Raw genomic sequence first — 19,507 nt, forward strand, 5'->3', positions numbered from 1 at the left:
GCGGCGGATGGCTATGCTTGATACAGGCTTTTTCAGAAGGTGCTGGCTTATGCGAGTCTGGTGTTGCTTGTTGCTGGGGTTGTGCATGATGGCGCACGCCAAGACCCGGGTCGAGATCCTCGCGGATGCCGCCTATCCCCCCTACTCCTGGCAGGAGGGGGAGGAGGTCAGGGGGATCTATGCCGACATCATCCGCGAGGTGACCTCTGCTATGCCTGACTATGAGGTAGTGCTCAAGCCCATGCCGTGGCGGCGCGGTCTGAGCATGGTGGAGCAGGGGACCGCCTTCGCCATCTTTCCACCCTACTACATGCCCGATACCCGCCCTTATATGTGGCCCTACTCCCAGCCGATGCTGGATGAAGAGCTGGTGGTGATGTGCGGCGCCAGTGTGGCGGCCAATACCCCGCAGGCCAGGTTTCCGCTCGACTATCATGGTTTACGCTTTGGCATGAACGCCGGTTTTGCCGTCGGCGGCGATGCCTTTTGGCAGGCAGTAAAAGAGAAGCAGATCGACGTGGAGGAGGTGAAAAGCAATCGGGAGAACCTGCTCAAGATTGTCCGCGGCCGGGTCGATTGCACCATTAATGATCGTCTCTCCCTGCTCTATGAGTTGCTCAACATGATAAAGGCCGATCAGCTGGCGGTGGCCGATATGTCCCTGCTCAAACAGGGTCCGGTGCTCAGCAAGGAGCAGGGGTTTCTCGGCTATAGCCGCAAGGGGGAGTACCCCTACAAACAGGCCTTTATCGACCAGTTTGACAAGGAGCTCTATCAGCTCAAAAAACGTGACGGGGTGAAAGTGATCGTGGAGCGCTATCTGGGAAAGTCCCCGCGCTGAGCCGATGAGATGGGCACTCGGGTTCAGCTGGGTTGAGTTTGCTCAGCGTGACACACAAGAAGAGGGACCTTGCGGTCCCTCTTCGTTTATCCAGCAGAGCGTGTTGGCTACAGCACCTGACTCAGGAACTGGCGCAGACGCGGGGAGGGGGGATTGTCGAAGAAATCGGCCGGTTTTTCATCCACCAGCAGTTCGCCACTCTCCATAAAGAGCACCCGATCCGCTACTTCGCGGGCAAAGCCCATCTCGTGGGTCACCACCACCATGGTCATCCCCTCGCGAGCCAGCCCCTTCATCACATCCAGCACTTCCCCCACCATTTCGGGGTCCAGCGCACTGGTGGGCTCGTCAAACAGCATGATGCGCGGCTGCATGGCGAGTGCGCGGGCGATGGCCACCCGCTGTTGCTGACCGCCGGAGAGTTGGGAGGGATAGCTGGCCGCTTTCACCGACAGCCCCACTTTCAGCAGCAGCGCCTTGGCTCTGTCTTCGGCCTCACGGCGCGACAGGCCACGCACCTTCTGCGGAGCGAGGCAGATATTATCCAGCACCGTCAGGTGGGGAAAGAGGTTGAAGGACTGGAACACCATGCCCACCTCTTCCCGCAGCTTGTTGACATCGCCCGGCTCGGTCAGGCTGATGCCGTCGACTACTATGTTGCCGTCGTTGATGGTCTCCAGCTGGTTGAGGGTGCGCAGGAAGGTGGACTTGCCCGAGCCACTGGGGCCGACGATCACCACCACTTCCCCTTCGGCGACCTGGGTGCTGACATTTTTCAGGGCATGCACTTCGCTGCCGTAAAACTTCTCGACACCGGTCGCTTTGATGATGGGATCAGTTGCTTTTCGCATATTTCACCTCGAGACGGCGTACCAGGAAAGAGAGGGTGCCGGTCAGCACCAGATAGAGCAAGGCGACGGTAAACCACACCTCGAACGGACTGAAGGTGGAGCTCACCACCTCGCGCCCCGCCTTGGTCAGATCGGTGATGGAGATGACCGAGACCAGCGAGGAGTCCTTGATCAGGTTGATGAACTGGCCCGCCAGCGGTGGCAGCACCCGCTTGAACGCTTGCGGCAGAATGACATAGCGCATGGTCTGGGCGGAGGTCATACCCAGGCTGCGGCCCGCCTCCATCTGCCCCTTGTGGATGGAGCTGATACCGGCGCGGACGATCTCCGCCACATAGGCGCCGGTAAAGACCGCCAGTGCCGCGACCCCGGCGGTGAAGCGATCGAGGTTCAGCACGGTACCGATAAAGAAGTAGACGATAAAGATCTGAACTAGCAGCGGCGTGCCGCGGATCAGCTCAACGTAGGTGACCGCCAGATTGCGCAGGGCGGGATTGGGGGAGAGGCGCGCCAGCCCGGCCAGGGTGCCGAGCAGGATGGCGAAGATGCCCGCCACCAGCGAGAGCTTGACGGTGACCCAGACGCCCCAGGCAATGGGGCCTGCGGTCCAGCTCAGTTGGGTGTCGAGGGTATCGCCACGAAAAACGGTATCCCCTTCGGCGACTTGTACGCCGGTACTGGCGATGGCTTGCCGCACATTGGGGTCGAGATCGTCTTGCAGGAACAGCTTGCCCTTCTCGGCCTCGCTGGTGCCCGCCATCACGGTGCCGTCAAATTCGGCCAGATTCTTCTGCTCCGCCTGATAGGCGATGTATTGGGGAATGCGTTCCCAGCGCCAGGTGTAATCCACTGACTGGACAGCCTTGTAGATGCCGAATACGGCAACCAGCAGCATCAGCAGGAAAACCCCATGCCAGAGTAGCTGATTGGGCTGTTTTTCCATCTGTCTTGTCGGTTTGGGTGTGTGCACAGTCACAACCTCTTCTCGTTATTGTGTGGGGAGCTGCGTGGTGCAGGGGCGGCATGTGCCGCCCCCCGGAGGTTATTTGAGCTGGTTCAGCCAGGCGTTGGATTCGAACCACTTCTTGTAGAGACGGTCGTAGCTGCCATCGCCCTTGATCTGGCGCAGGTAGTTGTTGAACCAGTTGAGGGTGTCCTGATCCCCTTTGCGGATGGCCCAGGCCAGCGGCTCGAAGGTGAACGGCTTGTCGAGGTGCACCACGGCGCCCTGATTCTGGGAGGCGAAAATAGCGTTGTAGGGCAGGTCATAGACGAACGCATCGACCTTGCCGTTGATCACTTCCAGCTTGGCGTCATCCTGGGTTTCAAACTGCAGCAGGGTGGCTTTGGGGATCAGGCGCTTGACTGCCTGCTCGCCGGTGGTGCCGAGCTTGACCGCGATCTTGTATTTCGGGTCGTTGAGGTCGCTGAAGGATTTGATTTCGCCCGCTTTCTCTTTGCGCAGGACTATGGTCTGGCCGACCACGATGTAAGGATCGGCAAAGTTGACCCGCAGGTTGCGCTGGGGAGTGACGGTCATGCCGCCCATGATGACGTCGAACTTGTTGGTCAGCAGCGCTGGAATGATGCCATCCCAAGCGGTGTTGACGAATTCGACCTTCACGCCCATCTCTTTGGCGACCATCTTGGCGAGATCCACGTCAAAGCCGATGTACTGGCCCTGCTTGTTGGTCATCTCGAAGGGTTGATAGCCGGCATCAAAGCCGACTCGCAGCACACCGCGTTCGAGCACGGCATCCAGGGTGGAGGTAGGGGCTGGGGTCGGGGCCGCCGTGGCGATCCCGCAAAACAGCAGGGTAGAAAGAATCAGTTTTTTGATCATAAGTGACGTCTCTGTCGGTGGTGTGTTCGGCCTTGAACCTGATCCCGTGCGACTCCGTGGCACAAGAGACTGCTGCATCCGGCAACAGGCAAGACAGGATGAATGTCTTGAGCGGGACAAAAGCCCCATATGAGATGCTATGAATAGTGGTTGAGTGAAAAATGTACCAAAAACAGATTGTGTCAGAAGACTCAACAGGTTAGAGACATTTATTGCTCATGGCTTCATTCATAAAATCACACGAAAACAACATATCTATCTAATGGGGTGGGTTCAAGCCCAAATTATCCCCAAGACATTTTGTTACAAAGTCAGGGCGCCGCTTGCGGCTCTTATTGTGTTGTTGGGCCCCGTAAGAGGCTTTTTATGGGGTTAAGACGAATACGCATTGGTGGGATATCACACGCATTGCTCTGTTTGTCAGCAAACGAACGGGCTTTATTGTGAAAACCATCAAGTCGCACTGGGTCTTGGCAAACGCTTCTCATATACTCAGTTACCCTCTCTGCATGGCTTTGGTATGGACGCCTCACTACTGCTTAAGCTGGATATTTTTACCTTGATGATCATGGCCTTGTGTGGCTATTGTCTCGGTTTCCTCACTCTTACCATCATTCGCGTTACCCACAACGATATTCCCGGCGTCGTGGTCTGGTGGTGGTCCAGTCTGTTTGCCATGCTGGGTCAGGCGGGATTTGCCAGTCTGCTGCTGACACCCACCCCCTATGGCTCCTGGGTTGGCAATGTCTTCCTGATTTTTCATGTGTCGTTATTGCTGGTCGCCCAACGCTGTTTCTTCCGTCAATCGCCGGGCTGGCCTGTCTGCTGGGGATTCATCCTACTGTTTGCCGCCGTCATGACCTGGTCGGTCGCCATCGATGGCCGGATTGCAGTACGGGTGATGATCAGCAGTGCCACCTTCCTCATGCTCAGTACGCTCATCATCTGGCAGCTCTGGCGTCATGGCCGCCCTGATTATCAGGTGGCGGTCTGGGTGCTGATTGGCCTCAATCTGGTGCTGATCGCCATGACCCTGATGCGGATGTTTACCGTGTGGGGCGAGGTGATCGAAAGCCCGTTCCAGCGTCAGCTGTTCAACGTATTGCCCTATGTCTCCATGCTGGTGGGTAGCTCCATGCTCACCTTCGGGGTGCTGCTGCTCTGCAACCAGCACCGGGCGCTGGAGCTGCGCTATCAGGCCAGTCATGACCCGCTGACCGGGTTACTCAATCGCCGTGGTTTTATGGAGCGTCTGGCCCGGGGACGCCCTGCACAGCAGGGGGCGCTGGTGGTGCTTGATCTGGATGACTTCAAGCAGATCAACGATCGGCATGGTCATGAGGTGGGGGATCGGGTGCTGGAGCGGGTCGGGTTGGCACTGCGCGAGCTGGAGGGCGTATTGACCAGTCGCTTTGGGGGCGAGGAGTTTGTGCTGCTGTTTCGCCATGCCACCGCAGAGGAGGCGATCGCCCGTTGCCAGTCACTGCGGGTTCAGCTTGCGGCCAGCGAGGTAGAGGGGATCCATATCACCGTCAGCATGGGTATTGCTCACTGGCAGGGGGAGTGGCACTTTGACAGCCTGTTCAGCCGTGCGGATGACGCTCTCTATCGGGCCAAGCGGGAAGGAAAAAATCGGGTCTGTCAGGCTGCCTGATGCAGGAATGGGTCCAGGAATAAAATCAGAGCGCGGTGATCCGCGCCCTGTCTGCTTGCCGGTTATGACTTGTCAGATGCCATCCGTTACTCTGCATTCGTTTGAGGGGGTCTCGGTGCCTGCGCCTTGAGGAAGGGGAGCAGCAGCAGGGCCGAGACGCCCGCCGCCACCGAGATCACCACGAAGAAGCCGTTCCAGTGCCAGATCTCCATCACCTTGGCCAGCGGATAGCCTGACAGCGCCGCCCCCATGTAGGCAAACAGGCCGACAAAGCCGGTGGCCGCCCCCGCCGAGTTTTTGTGGGAGCACTCCGCTGCCGCCATGCCGATGAGCATCTGGGGGCCAAACACGAAAAAGCCGATGGTGAAGAAGCAGGCCGCCTGCATCACGTAGCTGAAGAAGGGCATCAGCCAGAGCGATCCCACCGCCAGCAGGATCCCCACCGCAAAGATGAGATTCATCGGGCCACGGTTGCCGTTGAACAGCTTGTCCGATCCCCAACCCGCCACCAGAGCACCGATAAAGCCTCCCACCTCGAACATGGAGATGGCCGAGTTGGCGCTCATCAGATTGAAGCCGCGCTGCTCGGTCATGTAGAGATTGCCCCAGTCATTGATGGCGGTGCGCACCACATAGACCAGTACGTAACAGCAGGCGAGCAGCCAGATATAGGGGTTACCCAGCACATATTTGCGCAGGATCTGGCGATGGGAGAGCCCCGCATCCTGGGTCTGCTGGGCCAGCTCCATCGCATCCTTGCGCCACTCGCCCACTGTTGGCAATCCCATGGCGCTCGGGGTATCCCGCAGTCGCCAGCAGAGGAACAATCCCGCGATGATGGCGATAAGGCCGGGCACTATCATGCCGTAGCGCCAGCCATGTTGCAGAGCGATGGTGCTGACGATAAGGGGAATGAGCGCGCCGCCGACGTTGTGGGCGGTGTTCCAGGCCGACCACCAGACTCCGCGCTCGGTGCGCGAATACCAGCTGGTGAGCAGCTTGGAGCAGGGGGGCCAACCCCAGCCCTGGAAGAAGGCGTTGGCGACCCAGAGGGCGGCAAACATCCAGAGTGCCGACGAGAGGCCGAACAGGATATTGATAACGCCGGTGGCCATCAGCCCGACCCCCATAAAGTAGCGCGGGTTGGCGCGGTCACTGATGATGCCGGAGAAGAACTTGGAGCAGCCGTAGGTGATGTAGAACAGGGTCCAGAGCATGCCAATGTCGGACTTGTCCAGCATGCCGCTCGCCAGCATGTCCGGCATGGCGAAGTTGAAGCTTTTGCGGGTGAAGTAGAAGACCGCGTAGCCCAGATACATGGTCAGCAGCAGGTGCAGCCGCCAGTGGCGATAGGTGGCGTCGATCTCGGCCTGATCCCGGATAAGGGGCCGGGGCGGCGCACTTCTCATAAAACTCAGCACAGGCAGGCCCTCTGGTGATGATTAGCCATGACTCTCCTCCCGTCTGCGACTGGGCAGGTTGACCGTCAGCTGGGTGCCGTGGATGCAGGAGAGTTGCAAACTGCCCCCGAGCGCCTGTACCCGTTCGCGAATGCCGAGCAGGCCATAGCCCTGTTGCGGGCGGCTTTCCGGCAGACCGCGGCCATCATCTTCCAGTACCAGTTGCAACTGCTCGCCGCTGGTTCGGGCGCGAATGGTGACCGAGTGGGCGTTGGCATGTTTGACCACGTTGTTGAGCCCCTCCTGACAGACCCGAAACAGGGTGACCCGCTGGGCATCCGAGAGATCCCCATCCGCCAGCTGCCACTCCAGCCGGGTGACGATGCCGTGACGTTCCTGCTCCAGCTCTCTGAGCAGTGCCCGTATCGCCTGTTCCAGAGTCATGTCGTCGAGCTGGCGCGGGCGCAGCCGCCCGAGCAGGCCGCGCACCGCGTCGTAGATCCCGAGCGACAGCGTGTCGATCAGGGCGCTGCTCTGGCCCACCCCGGCGTTGTCGGGGGCGAGGCGGCGCACGATCCCTGCCTGGGTACGAATGGCTGTGATGGTCTGGCCGATGTCGTCGTGCAGCTCGCGCGCCACCTCCTTGCGGATGCTCTCCTCGGTCTCCAGCAGCCGCTCGGTGAGTTGGCGATTATGGGCGAGCTGGCGGGTCAGCGCCTGATTGAGTTCGCGCTGGCGCTGGATCCCGGCGCCGAGCAGCAGGCCGGTGAGGCTCTGGGCCAGCAGGGAGAGCAGCAGATCCAGCGGGTGATCGTGCCAGGCCTGACTGGCCAGCAGGGCGATGGTGTTCATCAGGGTGGCGAGCAGCGCCCCCTGCCAGCCGTAGCGCCACGCCATGGCGATGATGGGGATGGCTAGACAAAACGGGGTAAAGCGCACCAGCGAGTTGGGCAATCCCAGTTGCAGCCAGAGGCTCAATACGAACAGCAGCAGATACCAGACCAGATGGCGAAAGCGCCACTCTACCGGCTGATCCACCAGCGCAGGCCCCAGCGGCACCCAAGTGGCGCGAGTGAGGTAGTGCCAGATCAGCATGCAGGTGGAGGTCAGCGTCAGCCCGCCGGTCAGACTGAGCAGCAGGGCCGAGAGGCCATCTTCCCCCGCCAGATGCCAGAGCAGGGCTTGCAGCAGCGCCGCCGCCGTGACGGTGGCGAGCAGCAGCAACAGTTGCTGCCAGTCGTTGCGCACCTGCTGGCGGCGGGCAATCAGCAGCGGTAGCAGGGTCAGCAGACTGCCCGCGACCAGCCAAGGCCAGTGGGGCAGCCCCACCTCCAGATTGAGCCAGTAGAGCAGCAGCCCTTCGCACAGCAACAGCGGCGGCCAGTAGTGGCCGGGACTTTGCAACAATAACCCGAGGCGCAGGCCGAAGGGGAACAGCAGCACCGCCAGCGCTGGGTCGCCCGCCAGATGCAGGCTGATGCTCCAGAGGCAAAACCAGCCGGCGGCAAAGATGAAGCAGGCCGCCAGCGCGATGGCGACATAGCTGGCGAAACGGGAGATCACCAGCTATCCAGCATGCGGTGGGCCAGCTCGACGTTGTTGCTGACCTTGAGCTTGTCCATCAGGTTGGCGCGATGGACGTGCACCGTCTTAGGGGAGAGGCCGAGCTGCTCGGCGATGGCCTTCACCTCCAGCCCCTGTGCCAGCAACTGGGCAATCTCCCGCTCCCGATTGGTGAGGGGATCCCGGCTGCTGCTGGCCAGTTTCTGGGCGATGTCCGGCGTAAGATAACACCCCCCCTGGGCGGCGGTACGCACCGCGGCGATCAGCTCGTCCGGACTGCACCGCTTGGAGAGAAATCCCTTGGCACCGGTCTGCAGTGCCTGCTCGATGAGGGCGGGGCTGTCGTGTACCGAGAGCATCACCACCGCCAGACCGGAGGGGAGCTGCTTGAGCAGATCCAGCCCCGACTGGTCGGGCATCGAGATGTCGCAGACGCAGACTCGCGCCCCGCTGCCGGGCAGACCGGCAAGGGCGTCGCTGGCGGAGCCGAATTCGGCGACCACCTGCAGATCGGGCTCCAGATTGAGCAGTTGGGCAAAACCGGATCGGACGATCTGGTGATCGTCGATGAGGGCAATTTTTATCATGATGTCAGCCTGAAATTCGGTGCGTCATGACCATGACGCGGCCAACAAGATACCTGCCCCCCGAGTCAGGCTCAAGCAGCAGCAGGAAAAGGGGCTAAAAACCGGGGGGCAAGGTGCGCAAAGCTTGATCGGGATCAGCTGGCAAGAGCGAGCAAGCGGGCTGATCAACAGGGAGATGACCAGCCCGGGGGACTCAGCGGTGCAGCTCGCCGGCGCGCTCCGGCTGATAAACCACTTCCAGAATTTCTACCTCGATGGTGCGACCGGCCGGGCCCGGCCAGGCGATGCTGTCGCCCACTTTCAGGCCGAGCAGGGCGCTGCCTACCGGCGCCAGTACAGAGATGTTGCTCTCGTCGCCCTTGGCATCGCGCGGGTAGACCAGGGTGAGGCAGAACTCGTTGCCGCTGCTCTGCATCTTGAAGCGTACCTTGCTGTTCATGGTGACCACGTCCGGTGGCATGTCGGCCGGTTCGCGGATCTCGGCGCGGTCCAGCTCCTCTTGCAGGGCCAGATGCTGCGGGTGGTTGCCAAGCAGTTGTTCGATACGGTCCAGATCAAGGCTGGAGATAACCAGATGAGGTTGTTTCATAAGATATTCCTTATCAATAGCGGATAGGCCCATACCGGCGGGTGCAGGTTGGCCATCACGCAAAGTGTTACAAAAATGGATTCAACAGGTTCAATCGATTGAAAATGCCATGCCCCCAAGCGACTCGCGGCCGAAGGAGCGAGGCGGGGGCTCAGCAGGGTGTGAGCAAATGCGAGGAAATAGCGAGTATTTTCATGGGGCTACCATAACCATTCTGGCCGGCCTTGGCAACCGTGATTGAGTGACTACTCAGGAGCCTGATAGTTGTACTGACGGATGATCCGCGCCAGTGTGCCATCATGGCGCATCTCGTCTATCACGGCTTGCCAGCGCCGTCCCTCGGTGAAGGGGAACTCCTTGCTGGCGGCGACATAAAACTGGGTACGCATCAGCGTCTCCCCGCGTACCAGCCGGTCGGTTGGCAAATCACCAAGGCGCTGGTTGTAGAGGATGGCGTTCCAGGCGGCCACCCAGGCATCGATACGGCCCCGATGCAATTTCTGGGCATTGAGCTTCTCGGTGGCCACGGTATCACTTTCAAGCTTAAGTCGTTGTCTGAGCAGATGCTGACCGAAGGAGTAGCGCAAGGTGCCGATCTGCAGCGGTGGGAGATCTGTCACTTTGAGGGGGGCAGGATGAAAGCGGCGATCGCTGACGATGACAAAATCGTCATCGAGTATCGGTGTTACCCAGTAGTAGAGGTGTTCCCGTTGAGTGCTGCGTACCGGCGGGAGCAGCAGCACATCCTTGCGGTGGATAGCCTGAGTCAGGGCTCTGGCCAGTGGCATCAGCTCGATGGTGAGCGGTTCTTTGAGGCGTCGCGCGGCCTCTTCCATGATCTCGATGGCGACACCGCTTGGTTTGCCGTGAGAGGAGCGAATGACATAGGGGGGCAACTCGGCCGCCACCAGCACAATAGCCTGGGCACCGGTGTGTACCAGCAATAACAGCAGTGCAAAAAAGGGCAGGCAGAGAGCGCGCATCAAGGTCGTGAGCCAGAGTCGAATATGCAGAGTGTAACATTCCTGCCTGCGTTGTCGTTGTACCCGCTGAGGGGTTGGGATCTCAGTCGAAGAAATCCCGCAGATCGCGCACTTCGTAATCAGCGAGTTGCTGCCAGGGGAGCTGAGCAGGCAGCTTGCGCAGGGTTACCTCCATCCGGTAGCTGCGATAGCCGTCGAGACTGGCCGATTCGACCACCAGCGGGATCTGCCACTGACTCGACCAGAGAATGCGGGTTCGTTGCTGCCCTTCGCGCTTTTCATACCAGCGGGCCTGCTCGGGGGCGGCCTCATCCAGCGGGGTCATCCCCTCGATCAGCGCCGGGTTGACGAGATGGCGGATCCGTGGCCAGTCGGGTTTGAAGGCCACCTGGCCATACTCTTCCACCGGCACTTCAACCAGCTGGTTGTGCCAGCTGTCGGCATAACGCAGTTGCAACTCACCTTCATCACTGCGACTGACCCAGCGGGCTGCCATCTGGTGGGTAAAGTGCTTGTGGCCGGGGGTGGCGTCGTGAGTGGCGTGATAGGCGCGGGCAAGGGGTAGGGGAATGAGCCGCTGGCTCCACACCTGATTACCCACCCGCAGCCACTTCTCTTGCCAGATACTCTCTCTGGCGATGCCATCGCTGCCGGTGTTCCGGTCGTGATAGCTGATCCGGGCGGCGAGATCCGGGGGCGTGTCGTCAGCATGCAGAGGGAAGGCGAGGGTGCTGCCAAGCAGCCATAACGAAAGCAAAAGTCGCATCATCATCTGTCGCTCGAAAGAGCCGGGGCCCGGGCCGCTGAGTCGATTGCTCAGATGCAGCCGGGCCCCTGCTGCTTACAGGCCGAGCGCCTCCCGCAATTTGCCAAACACCTTGGTGTTATCCAGCGTGCCTTTGAAGCGGTTGCTGCCGGCGCCATCGGCAAACAGCATCACATCGCCGCCGCCGTGGGTTTCCGATGTCAGTTTGACGCCGGTCTCCTGCAGATAGTCATTGGCCATCACCTGATCGCTGGTGAGGACCGGGCGCACAGCCGCACGATTGGGGCCGTTACCGAACACCAGGGTGGTGAAGGGCTTGCCATCCACGTCGTTCTGGGTCGAGCCGTCGCCATTTTTAACCAGATCCAGCACCGGATTGCCCTTGGCGGAGTAGCCGTTAATGGTCATGGTGTGGTCATGGTCGGCGGTGACCACGATCAGGGTATTGCTGAGATCCACTTTACCCAGCGCCGTCTTGACCGCCTCATCCAGTGCCACCGCGTCGGTGAGCGAGCGCTTGGCGTTGGTGCCGTGCAGGGCATGATCGATCCGGCCGCCTTCTACCATCAGGAAGTAACCCTGACTGTTTTTGCTCAGCAGGTCGATCGCCTTGGCGGTCATTTCGGAGAGGGACGGCTGGGTATTGGCAACCCCCTTGGCGACCCGATCCAGCTCGTAGTCGAGGTGGGATTTGCTGCTGAACAGACCGAGCACCTTGCCGCTGGTGACCTTGGCCAGTTCACTTTGAGTGGTGACATAGCTGTATCCCTGCGCCTTCATCTCGGCGGTCAGGTCGCGGTTGTCATTGCGACCGCCCTTGTTGCTGGCGCTGTAGGGGGTCCAGTGGTTGGCACCACCACCCATCAGTACATCGACCCCATCCCCCAGCGCCTGGTTGAAACCAGTTCCTCCCGGAACAGCTTGTGCGGCGATGTCATAAGCGGCATCCCGATGGCAGATGTGGGCGTAGGTAGCCGCCGGGGTCGCGTGGGTCAGCTCGGTAGTGGTGACGGCCCCGACCGATTTGCCTGCCGCCTTGGCCAGCTCTAGGATGGTGGGCACCGGCTTGCCGTTATCGCTGCTGCAATTGTTGACGGTTTTGTTGCCATTGACGTCTTTGCCGGGGGCAACGGCTTTGGTGTCGCTGCTCATGGCGATCACCTCGTTGTTCATCTTGACCCCGGTGGTGTAGGCCGCCATGGAGGGGGCCGAGTCGGTGGTCTGGGCATCGTTGGAGAAGGTCTTGATGCGGGCACTGCGCGGCAGTTTCATCATCTCCAGATTGCCTTCTTCTCCCACCTTGAACAGGCGGGTGGCGGTGAGCACGGTGGGGCCCATGCCATCACCGATAAAGAGAATGACGTTTTTGGCATCACCGGCCTGTGCCTGGGAGGTTGCGCCCAGCGCACTGAACAGGGCTGCGCAGACCAGCGTGTGCTTGATGGATGTGTTCATCTTTTTGCTCATGAAAGTGCTCCTTACAGCTTGGCCGCAGCCTTGATCTTGCCGAACACGGCGGTGTTATCGAGTGAGCCATGGAAGCTGTCCGCCCCCTTGCCGATGGCGCCGAGGAAGACATCGGTGCCGCCGTGGGTCTCGTTGCCGATTTCGCCTACCTTGACCACCACTTCCTGGTGGTAGTCATTGGCGGAGACGGTGGCATCGTCGAGCGGGGCAACGCTGCTGCGCGGGCCATCTACCCGGTTGTAGCCGTTGCCAAAACCTATGATGGTGTAGGGCATGCCCTCGCTATCCTTGCTTGGCTCGCCAGTCTCGTAGTTCTTCACCAGCCCGAGTACGCCGGGGTTGTCGGCAGTGGTCTTGCCGGTGCGCTTGGCATAGCCGTTGAGCACTAGCGTGTGGTCGTGGTCGGCGGTGACCACGATCAGGGTGTTTTTCAGCTCGGGGTCGCTCTTTTTCACCTCGTCGATGGCGGCCTTGATGGCGTTGTCGAAGGCTATGGTGTCCTGCAGCGCCCGCTTGGCGTTGGTGTCGTGCAGGGCGTGGTCGATGCGACCCCCTTCCACCATCAGGAAGTAACCCTTCTCTTTGCCCTTGAGCTGCTTGATGGCGGCCAGGGTCATCTGGGCCAGTGACGGCTCGCTGGCGGGACGGTCCAGGTCATATTTCATGTGGCTGGAACCAAACAGGCCCAGCAGTGGCTTGCCCGCATCGGCCTTGTTCAGCTCATCCAGATTGCTGGCAAACTGGTAGCCCTTGGCCTGCATTTCGCTGATGAGGTTGCGGCCATCCTCCCGCTTGCCCTTGTCGGCTTTAGGCAGGAAGAAACTGCTGCCGCCACCGAGCACCACATCCAGCCCCTCCTTGAGGGCGCTGTTGTAGCCTTTGCCGCCCGGTACCAGCTGGACGGCGATATCTGCCTCCAGATCCCGGTTGCAGATATGGGCATAGGTAGCCGCCGGGGTGGCGTGGGTTACCCGGGTGCTGGTTACCACACCGGTACCGCGGCCATCGGCTTTGGCCAGCTCCAGCAGGGTGGTCACCGGCTTGCCGGCGCTCTTGCTGCAGTCGCTCTCATAGGTGGCGTCGCCGTCCATGCTGATGACGCCGTTGTTGCTCTTGACCCCGGTCATGTAGGCCGCCATGGAGGGGGCCGAGTCAGTGACCTGGGCATCGTGGGAGAAGGTCTTGATAAAGGCCGTCTCTGGCAGGGTATCGATGGTGAGATCACCCTCTTCGCCGACACCGTAGATGCGGGCCGCCGTCAGGGTGTTGAGGCCCATGCCGTCACCGAGGAAGAAGATGACGTTGGTGGGTTGGGCTGCGGGCTTGGTCGCCACCGTGTCATTGTCTGATTTGCAGCCGGCAGCCAGGGCGGCGCCGATCATCACTGCAAGTCCTGCCATTTTTCTCATTGGGGTTCGCTCCTTGTATAACCTGAGCGCAGCCTAGAGGGGGCAGATGACACTTTTACTGACTATCGGTGACGGTTGTGTGAAAAAGTGATGAAAATGTTACACTATATCAATGTGTTATCTGTCAATTGAGCCAGTTGGTCCGGTCGCTTCCGGCAAGGTCGCTCCGCCTCGGCGGTTTGCTGATTTGAGGAGGTGATGGTTAGAATGACCTGTCAAAAGAGGCCCGCAGCAGGTAAAATGCGCCCCCTTCGTTCGATGCCCGCGGCAGAGCGCTTGTTGTTCCATGCGCGCGCCCGCAGCCCCCACAGAGAGTAACGGATATGTCCATCAACTGGTTCCCCGGTCACATGCACAAGGCCCGCAAAGAGATTGCCGAGGTCATGCCCCAGGTCGATGTGATCATCGAGATGCTCGATGCCCGCATCCCCTTCTCCAGCGAAAACCCGCTGGTGCCCGAGCTGCGTGGTGATACCCCGGTGATCAAGGTGCTGAACAAGGCGGACCTGGCCGATCCGGCGATCACCGATCTGTGGGTGGCGCACATGGAAAAAGAGAAGGGGATCAAGGCGCTGCCGCTGACGCAACAAGAGCCGGAGAAGATCAAGCAACTGCTGACCCTCTGCCACGAAATGCTGCCGGAGCGCAATTTTGAGCTGCGCGGCGTGCGGGCGATGATCATGGGGATCCCCAACGTGGGCAAGTCCACCCTGATCAATACCCTGGCGGGGCGTATCATTGCCCGCACCGGCAACGAGGCGGGGGTGACCAAGTCCCAGCAGCGGATCAAGCTCGACAACCACGTCATCCTGACCGATACCCCGGGCTTTTTGTGGCCCAAGCTCAACCCGCCCTCCTGCGGTTATCGGCTGGCCATCACGGCGGCTATCAAGGATACCGTCTATGACTATGCGGACATCGCCATGTTCGCCGCTGACTACTTCCTCAAGGCGTATCCGGAGCGGATCAAGGCGCGCTATCAGATTGACGAGTTGCCCGAGACCGAGATCGAGCTGCTGGATCTGATCGCTCGCCAGCGTGGCTTCATGCGCAAGGGGGGGCTGGCCGACCTGCACAAGGCGTCCGAGATCCTGATCAACGAGTTCCGCTCAGGCTTGCTGGGGCGCATCTCGCTGGAGACGCCGGAGATGGTGAGCGTCGAGATTGTCGAGGCCGCCGCAGAAGCCGAGCAAAAAGCCAAAGAGAAGGCCGAGCGGGAAGAGGAGCGTCAGGCCCGCGCCCGTCGCAAGTACGCCCGCAAGCGTCAGAAATAGTTATCCTCAGGCGTCCCGAGCTTGCCTGACAACGAGCGAGCTTGTGTGACCCAGATGACGAAACACGAAGAGGCGACCCCAGGGTCGCCTCTTCTGTTTTATCTGGTGAAGTGCCCGACATATAAAGGCATGTCATCAACCAAAACGGTGGCGCGCCGTCTCAAACAGCGACATATGAAGCGGGATCAGCTGTTGCCAGTCGCGGCGATAGCCGCCACCGGGCACTGCGGCGACAGGCAACCCATGCTTGATTGCACAGTCAAATACCATGGCATCGCGCAGGCGAACCCCTTCATCGCTCAGGGAGAGATAACCAAGTTCGTCGGCATGATGCACATCGACGCCCGCCTGATAGAGGATGAGATCCGGCGAATAGAGGCGCAGTGCCAGCGAGAGTGCCTGTTGCAGTGTGGTGAGATAGGCATCGTCTGCCATGCCGCTTGGCAGCGGAAAGTCGAGGTGAGAGGTGGTTTTGTGATAGGGGAAGTTGTGCTCCCCATGAAGGGAGAGGGTGATGATATCGCGCCGTCCGGCGCACAGGGCCGCACTGCCATCTCCCTGATGCACATCGAGATCGACGATCAGCACCTGTTCACAGCGCCCCTCGTCGAGGCAAGCCTGGGCGGCAATCACCAAATCGTTAAACAGACAAAAACCGCTGCCGTGATCGCGATGGGCGTGGTGGTAGCCACCGGAGATCTGCAAGCCGCAGCCCTGCTCAAGAGCATGGCGGCTGGCGGCAACGGTGGCACCCACCGAGCGCAAGGTGCGCTCCATCAGCATGGGTGACCAGGGGAAACCGATCTTGCGGATGGCGCGCTCTTCAAGCTGGCCGCTCAGGGCCGCCGCGACATAATCGGCATCGTGAATGCGACAGATTTGCTCCCGGGTAGCGGCCGGCGCTTCGCCAAGGGGGTAACCCTGCACCTGCAGGTGCTCAAACAGCCCCTGATACTTGGCCAGCGGGAAGCGATGGCGCTCGGGTAGCGTCAGGGAGGAGTAGAGGGGGTGATAGAAAATGCGCAACGACATGGTGCCATTCTCCCTGGCAAGGTGGCGCTTTCTATATATGAAATCAGCAGATGAATCCATATATACACTCCCTATATAAAGGGGAAGTGGCAGCGCACAAATCAAGACGCGTCGTGAGTGAGACCGCAGGATATGGAAAAGGGGAGCTTGGCTCCCCTTTCAGTCAATCTCTCAGTCCGGCTTATTGCTGCTGGATAACCCAGATCTGGAAGGCTTTGCGGGTTTCCGCATCTGCCTTGTTGTACCAGTTTTGCAACTGGGTCAGCGCTTCCGGATTGCTTTGAGCCTTGCTGGGGGCAACCTGAACCGGTGCGCTGGCGGCAGCCATCACGGCAGCAGTAGAGACGGCAACGGTTTTGGGCTGGTTGAAGGCTTTGCCCATGTTGATCAGCTCTTGCTGATAGTCACGGGTCAGCTGGAAGCCCTCTACTTTCGGCATCACGAACTGTTCGCTACTCACTTGCTGACCACTGACCTTGTCTTTCAGCGTGACTTTCTGATCCTTCAGGAATTGTTTGGCTTCTGCTTCGTTGCGGGGCTTTTTATAGTCCAGCACCAGCTGCTGGTTGTCGGCAGCGGTGAAGTTCAGCACCAGCGGCTCGGCGGTCACCAGCTTGATTTCGTCTCGATTAGAATAATTGCCTTCAAATGCAACCACGAGCTGATGTTTACCAACGCTAAGTGGAAACTTTTTGGTGTTATCGAGTAATGAGGGATTGATTGCTTGACCATCGATCAGCTGGACGACATACGGGGTGGTCACTTCCAATTGGGCATCAGCAAGGGCGCTACCGGCCCACAACAGACCAGCCAGCGCCGGTACCAGAACAGTCAGTTTCATTTCATCTCCTTGAACAGTCAGGCGATTGCCCACTGAAAACAGGGGCTCATTTTTACAGGTTTGGCCTACTGCGGCAATGGCTCTTTCTGGTGCTCGATGTTTGCGCCGCTGTCAGTTTGTTTGTCAATAGCGGCAGACTGATTTACTCGATCCGCCGTGTAAACGGGGGGAGAGCATCAAGCAACCCCTTGCCATAACGTTTGGTCAGCAGGCGGCGGTCGAGAATGGTGACCCGTCCCCGATCAGCCTCTTTGCGGATGAGGCGGCCACAGGCCTGGATCAGTTTGCGCGATGCCTCCGGCACTGTCAGTTGCAGAAAGGGGTTCCCCCCTCGCTGCTCCACCCACTCGGCGGTGGCCTCCTCGACCGGCGAGTTGGGTACCGCAAAGGGGAGTTTGGTGATCACCAGATTGGTGAGATAGTGACCCGGCAGATCCAGCCCCTCCGAGAAGCTGCCGGTACCAAACAGGATGCTGGCCTGACCGCCATCGCATTTTTGTTTGTGCAGGGTGAGCAGGGCATTGCGGGAGGCTTCCCCCTGCACCAGCAGCGAGAGTCCCTTGGCTCGCAAGCCAACGGCCACCTCATTCATCTGGCGATAGGAGGAGAAGAGCACCAGGCTTGCCTCCTTGCCCGCCAAGATGCGGGGCAGCACGCTGATGAGTTCGTTGGTAAAGGCCGGCGAGTTGGGTTCGTGCTCCATCTTGGGCAGATAGAGCTCGGCTTTCTGATAATCAAAGGGGGAGCGCAGGCGTAGATAGCGAGTGCCGTCGTGCTCCTTGAGCCCCACCTGATGGCGAAAATAGCTAAAAGAAGAGAGGGCGGTAAGGGTCGCGGAGACCAGCACGGCCCCCAGACATTTCGACCAAAGCCACTCTTCCAGCAGATAGCCTACCTCAATCGGTGAGGCGTGCAGCCAGATATCGCCGTCATCGCTCTTGGCCATCCAGCGGGCGAGCGGGGTTTTGCCGGTCGGAACATGGCGCCCCAGCATCTCCCACAGGGCGCAGAAACTCTCCAGCCGCTGCAGATGAAAACCGCTCTCGGCCAGCAGGGGTTCGGCCTCCTTGCGGCGGATCTCGCCATCTTTCAGCGCTTCACCTATGGCCCCCTGCATCCGATCCAGCGCCCGCAGCGCCTTCTTACTCGACTCCTTGAGATTCTCCGCCAGCATGGGCAGGGGATCCGGCAATACCCCTTCGGCGAAGCGGTAGTGGGGTTCACTGCCAAACAGCCGATCGTTGGCGCTTAGCCACTGCTCGACCGCCTTCAGGTCGGGCTGGATGGAGGCCAGCGCATCCTGCAGTTTGAGTTGGGGGTCGAGCAGGCTTTCCTTATTAAGCGTCCGCGCCAGCTTGCCTGCACTTTGTACCAGCTTCTCCAGCCAGCGGCGCGAGCCTTTGACGCTGGCCGACGCCGCGCCGTGATCCCGGGCGATGGTGGGCAGGTGATGGGCCTCATCCAGCACATAGATGCACTCATCAGGGGGCGGCAGAATGATGCCGCCGCCCATGGTGAGATCGGAGAGCAGTAGCGCATGGTTGACGACCAGCACATCGGCACTCTCCATGTCGTTGCGGGCGCGATGAAAGGGGCAGTGCTGGTGATGGCTCAGCGCCTTGTTGCAAGTGTGGCGGTCGGCGGCGATGCGATCCCAGCAAGTGTCGGGAATGGGTTCCGGCCAGTTGTCCCGATCCCCGTCCCATTTGCCATTGGTGTAGGCCTGCCACAGGGCCTGGTAGCGATCTTTGTCGCTGTCAGATGGTTTGGATTTGCTCAGACTGCCAAAGTCGAGCTCGAAGTTGGCCATCTCGGCGCCACTGGCTGCCTGTTCCAGCAGATGTTCGCAGCAGTAACGCTGCCGCCCCTTGACCAGCATAAAGCGAAACGGCAGCTCGCTGTGGCGGTGGTAAAAAGGGAGGTCTTTGTGGATCAGCTGCTCTTGCAGGGCCACTGTGGCGGTGGAGATCACCAGCTTCTTCTGGGTGAGCCGTGCCACCGGAATGGCGCCCTGCGCATAGGAGAGGGATTTGCCGATACCGGTGCCCGCTTCGGCCACCAGAATACGGCGTTGTTTGTCGTACTCGCCGGTCAGGGTTTTGGCTATCTCTGCCACCAGAAAGTTCTGCTCTTTGCGCGGCACAAAGCCGGGTAATCCATCCGAAATCTGGCGATAGGTTTGACGAATGGTGGCTTTAAGGCGAGTAGAGAGCATGAAGAGAGGGCCAGTTAGGGGTTAATCGAAGGACAAGGATACCCGCAACCCCTTGGTGAGGTCGAGGCAACAGCCATTATCACGGCAGTTTTACGCTGATCAGACCACTTTGGTTGTTTATCAGGTAGTTAGCGTTGTTTGCATGCAAAATAGACTATTTGAGTCCAAATAATCAGCAGGATTAATTGCAAA

The 19,507-nt window shown here is 59.9% G+C and carries 17 protein-coding genes; 3 read left to right on the forward strand and 14 right to left on the reverse strand.

Annotated elements, in window-relative coordinates; genetic code table 11:
- Positions 1 to 49: 49 nt before the first annotated feature.
- A complete protein-coding gene (locus OKB77_RS03870; protein WP_005334089.1) occupies positions 50 to 841 on the forward strand; it encodes a substrate-binding periplasmic protein in 792 nt (263 codons plus the stop codon).
- A 107-nt stretch (positions 842 to 948) separates the two neighbouring features.
- On the opposite strand, the gene OKB77_RS03875 is transcribed toward OKB77_RS03870, so the two are convergent.
- The 3 genes from OKB77_RS03875 to OKB77_RS03885 all read right to left on the reverse strand — a co-directional run bounded on the left by OKB77_RS03875 (position 949) and on the right by OKB77_RS03885 (position 3,535).
- The gene (locus tag OKB77_RS03875; protein ID WP_110302921.1) at positions 949 to 1,692 is read right to left on the reverse strand and encodes an amino acid ABC transporter ATP-binding protein; all 744 of its coding nucleotides are present in this window, start codon (positions 1,690 to 1,692) and stop codon (positions 949 to 951) included.
- Complete coding sequence (locus OKB77_RS03880) at positions 1,676 to 2,635, reverse strand: amino acid ABC transporter permease (protein WP_100646278.1); 960 nt, start codon at positions 2,633 to 2,635, stop codon at positions 1,676 to 1,678. Before OKB77_RS03880 ends, OKB77_RS03875 begins: the two co-directional genes overlap by 17 nt.
- A gap of 99 nt (positions 2,636 to 2,734) precedes the next feature.
- Complete coding sequence (locus OKB77_RS03885; RefSeq protein ID WP_162517391.1) at positions 2,735 to 3,535, reverse strand: transporter substrate-binding domain-containing protein; 801 nt, start codon at positions 3,533 to 3,535, stop codon at positions 2,735 to 2,737.
- A 520-nt stretch (positions 3,536 to 4,055) separates the two neighbouring features.
- On the opposite strand from OKB77_RS03885, the gene OKB77_RS03890 reads away from it, so the two are divergent.
- The gene (locus OKB77_RS03890; RefSeq protein ID WP_270816950.1) at positions 4,056 to 5,189 is read left to right on the forward strand and encodes a GGDEF domain-containing protein; all 1,134 of its coding nucleotides are present in this window, start codon (positions 4,056 to 4,058) and stop codon (positions 5,187 to 5,189) included.
- Between the two features lie 86 nt (positions 5,190 to 5,275).
- Here the strand turns inward: OKB77_RS03890 and OKB77_RS03895 are convergent, their stop codons facing one another.
- The 8 genes from OKB77_RS03895 to OKB77_RS03930 all read right to left on the reverse strand — a co-directional run bounded on the left by OKB77_RS03895 (position 5,276) and on the right by OKB77_RS03930 (position 13,953).
- A complete protein-coding gene (locus tag OKB77_RS03895) occupies positions 5,276 to 6,610 on the reverse strand; it encodes an MFS transporter (RefSeq protein ID WP_270816951.1) in 1,335 nt (444 codons plus the stop codon).
- A gap of 21 nt (positions 6,611 to 6,631) precedes the next feature.
- Entirely contained in the window at positions 6,632 to 8,152 is a 1,521-nt protein-coding gene (gene uhpB / locus OKB77_RS03900) for a signal transduction histidine-protein kinase/phosphatase UhpB (protein WP_270816952.1), read from the reverse strand.
- Positions 8,149 to 8,739 (reverse strand): transcriptional regulator UhpA, encoded by a 591-nt coding sequence (uhpA, locus tag OKB77_RS03905; RefSeq protein WP_005334071.1) that lies wholly within the window; start codon positions 8,737 to 8,739, stop codon positions 8,149 to 8,151. Before uhpA ends, uhpB begins: the two co-directional genes overlap by 4 nt.
- A gap of 193 nt (positions 8,740 to 8,932) precedes the next feature.
- On the reverse strand, positions 8,933 to 9,328 hold the full coding sequence (gene rnk, locus OKB77_RS03910; protein ID WP_005334070.1) for a nucleoside diphosphate kinase regulator: 396 nt from the start codon (positions 9,326 to 9,328) through the stop codon (positions 8,933 to 8,935).
- A gap of 245 nt (positions 9,329 to 9,573) precedes the next feature.
- Entirely contained in the window at positions 9,574 to 10,311 is a 738-nt protein-coding gene (locus tag OKB77_RS03915; RefSeq protein ID WP_270816953.1) for a substrate-binding periplasmic protein, read from the reverse strand.
- An 82-nt stretch (positions 10,312 to 10,393) separates the two neighbouring features.
- On the reverse strand, positions 10,394 to 11,080 hold the full coding sequence (locus OKB77_RS03920) for a hypothetical protein (protein ID WP_224970212.1): 687 nt from the start codon (positions 11,078 to 11,080) through the stop codon (positions 10,394 to 10,396).
- Between the two features lie 72 nt (positions 11,081 to 11,152).
- A complete protein-coding gene (locus tag OKB77_RS03925) occupies positions 11,153 to 12,544 on the reverse strand; it encodes an alkaline phosphatase (RefSeq protein WP_270816954.1) in 1,392 nt (463 codons plus the stop codon).
- 11 nt (positions 12,545 to 12,555) lie between these two features.
- The gene (locus OKB77_RS03930; RefSeq protein ID WP_005334065.1) at positions 12,556 to 13,953 is read right to left on the reverse strand and encodes an alkaline phosphatase; all 1,398 of its coding nucleotides are present in this window, start codon (positions 13,951 to 13,953) and stop codon (positions 12,556 to 12,558) included.
- Positions 13,954 to 14,276: 323 nt separating this feature from the next.
- On the opposite strand from OKB77_RS03930, the gene ylqF reads away from it, so the two are divergent.
- Positions 14,277 to 15,227, forward strand: coding sequence for a ribosome biogenesis GTPase YlqF (gene ylqF, locus OKB77_RS03935; protein ID WP_270816955.1), 951 nt, complete (start codon positions 14,277 to 14,279; stop codon positions 15,225 to 15,227).
- Between the two features lie 135 nt (positions 15,228 to 15,362).
- On the opposite strand, the gene OKB77_RS03940 is transcribed toward ylqF, so the two are convergent.
- The 3 genes from OKB77_RS03940 to dinG all read right to left on the reverse strand — a co-directional run bounded on the left by OKB77_RS03940 (position 15,363) and on the right by dinG (position 19,315).
- Positions 15,363 to 16,259: a histone deacetylase family protein gene (locus OKB77_RS03940; protein ID WP_047439244.1), complete on the reverse strand. Its 897-nt coding sequence runs from the start codon at positions 16,257 to 16,259 to the stop codon at positions 15,363 to 15,365.
- Between the two features lie 181 nt (positions 16,260 to 16,440).
- Positions 16,441 to 17,100 carry a YccT family protein gene (locus OKB77_RS03945; protein ID WP_270816956.1) on the reverse strand — a complete coding sequence of 220 codons (660 nt, stop codon included), beginning with the start codon at positions 17,098 to 17,100 and terminating at the stop codon, positions 16,441 to 16,443.
- A 142-nt stretch (positions 17,101 to 17,242) separates the two neighbouring features.
- Complete coding sequence (gene dinG / locus OKB77_RS03950; RefSeq protein ID WP_139411342.1) at positions 17,243 to 19,315, reverse strand: ATP-dependent DNA helicase DinG; 2,073 nt, start codon at positions 19,313 to 19,315, stop codon at positions 17,243 to 17,245.
- Positions 19,316 to 19,507 lie beyond the last annotated feature (192 nt).

Source organism: Aeromonas sp. Y318-3 (assembly GCF_027706185.1).
Classification (GTDB): domain Bacteria; phylum Pseudomonadota; class Gammaproteobacteria; order Enterobacterales; family Aeromonadaceae; genus Aeromonas; species Aeromonas veronii.

Bases quoted from the DNA above. Each gene is read 5' to 3' on its own strand.
- OKB77_RS03880 (WP_100646278.1), bottom strand. From the start codon at position 2,635: ATGGAAAAACAGCCCAATCAGCTACTCTGGCATGGGGTTTTCCTGCTG.
- OKB77_RS03920 (WP_224970212.1), bottom strand. From the start codon at position 11,080: ATGATGCGACTTTTGCTTTCGTTATGGCTGCTTGGCAGCACCCTCGCC.
- OKB77_RS03940 (WP_047439244.1), bottom strand. From the start codon at position 16,259: ATGTCGTTGCGCATTTTCTATCACCCCCTCTACTCCTCCCTGACGCTA.
- dinG (WP_139411342.1), bottom strand. From the start codon at position 19,315: ATGCTCTCTACTCGCCTTAAAGCCACCATTCGTCAAACCTATCGCCAG.
- OKB77_RS03915 (WP_270816953.1), bottom strand. From the start codon at position 10,311: ATGCGCGCTCTCTGCCTGCCCTTTTTTGCACTGCTGTTATTGCTGGTA.
- OKB77_RS03885 (WP_162517391.1), bottom strand. From the start codon at position 3,535: ATGATCAAAAAACTGATTCTTTCTACCCTGCTGTTTTGCGGGATCGCC.
- OKB77_RS03875 (WP_110302921.1), bottom strand. From the start codon at position 1,692: ATGCGAAAAGCAACTGATCCCATCATCAAAGCGACCGGTGTCGAGAAG.
- uhpA (WP_005334071.1), bottom strand. From the start codon at position 8,739: ATGATAAAAATTGCCCTCATCGACGATCACCAGATCGTCCGATCCGGT.
- OKB77_RS03890 (WP_270816950.1), top strand. From the start codon at position 4,056: ATGGACGCCTCACTACTGCTTAAGCTGGATATTTTTACCTTGATGATC.
- rnk (WP_005334070.1), bottom strand. From the start codon at position 9,328: ATGAAACAACCTCATCTGGTTATCTCCAGCCTTGATCTGGACCGTATC.
- OKB77_RS03925 (WP_270816954.1), bottom strand. From the start codon at position 12,544: ATGAGCAAAAAGATGAACACATCCATCAAGCACACGCTGGTCTGCGCA.
- OKB77_RS03930 (WP_005334065.1), bottom strand. From the start codon at position 13,953: ATGAGAAAAATGGCAGGACTTGCAGTGATGATCGGCGCCGCCCTGGCT.
- ylqF (WP_270816955.1), top strand. From the start codon at position 14,277: ATGTCCATCAACTGGTTCCCCGGTCACATGCACAAGGCCCGCAAAGAG.
- OKB77_RS03945 (WP_270816956.1), bottom strand. From the start codon at position 17,100: ATGAAACTGACTGTTCTGGTACCGGCGCTGGCTGGTCTGTTGTGGGCC.
- OKB77_RS03870 (WP_005334089.1), top strand. From the start codon at position 50: ATGCGAGTCTGGTGTTGCTTGTTGCTGGGGTTGTGCATGATGGCGCAC.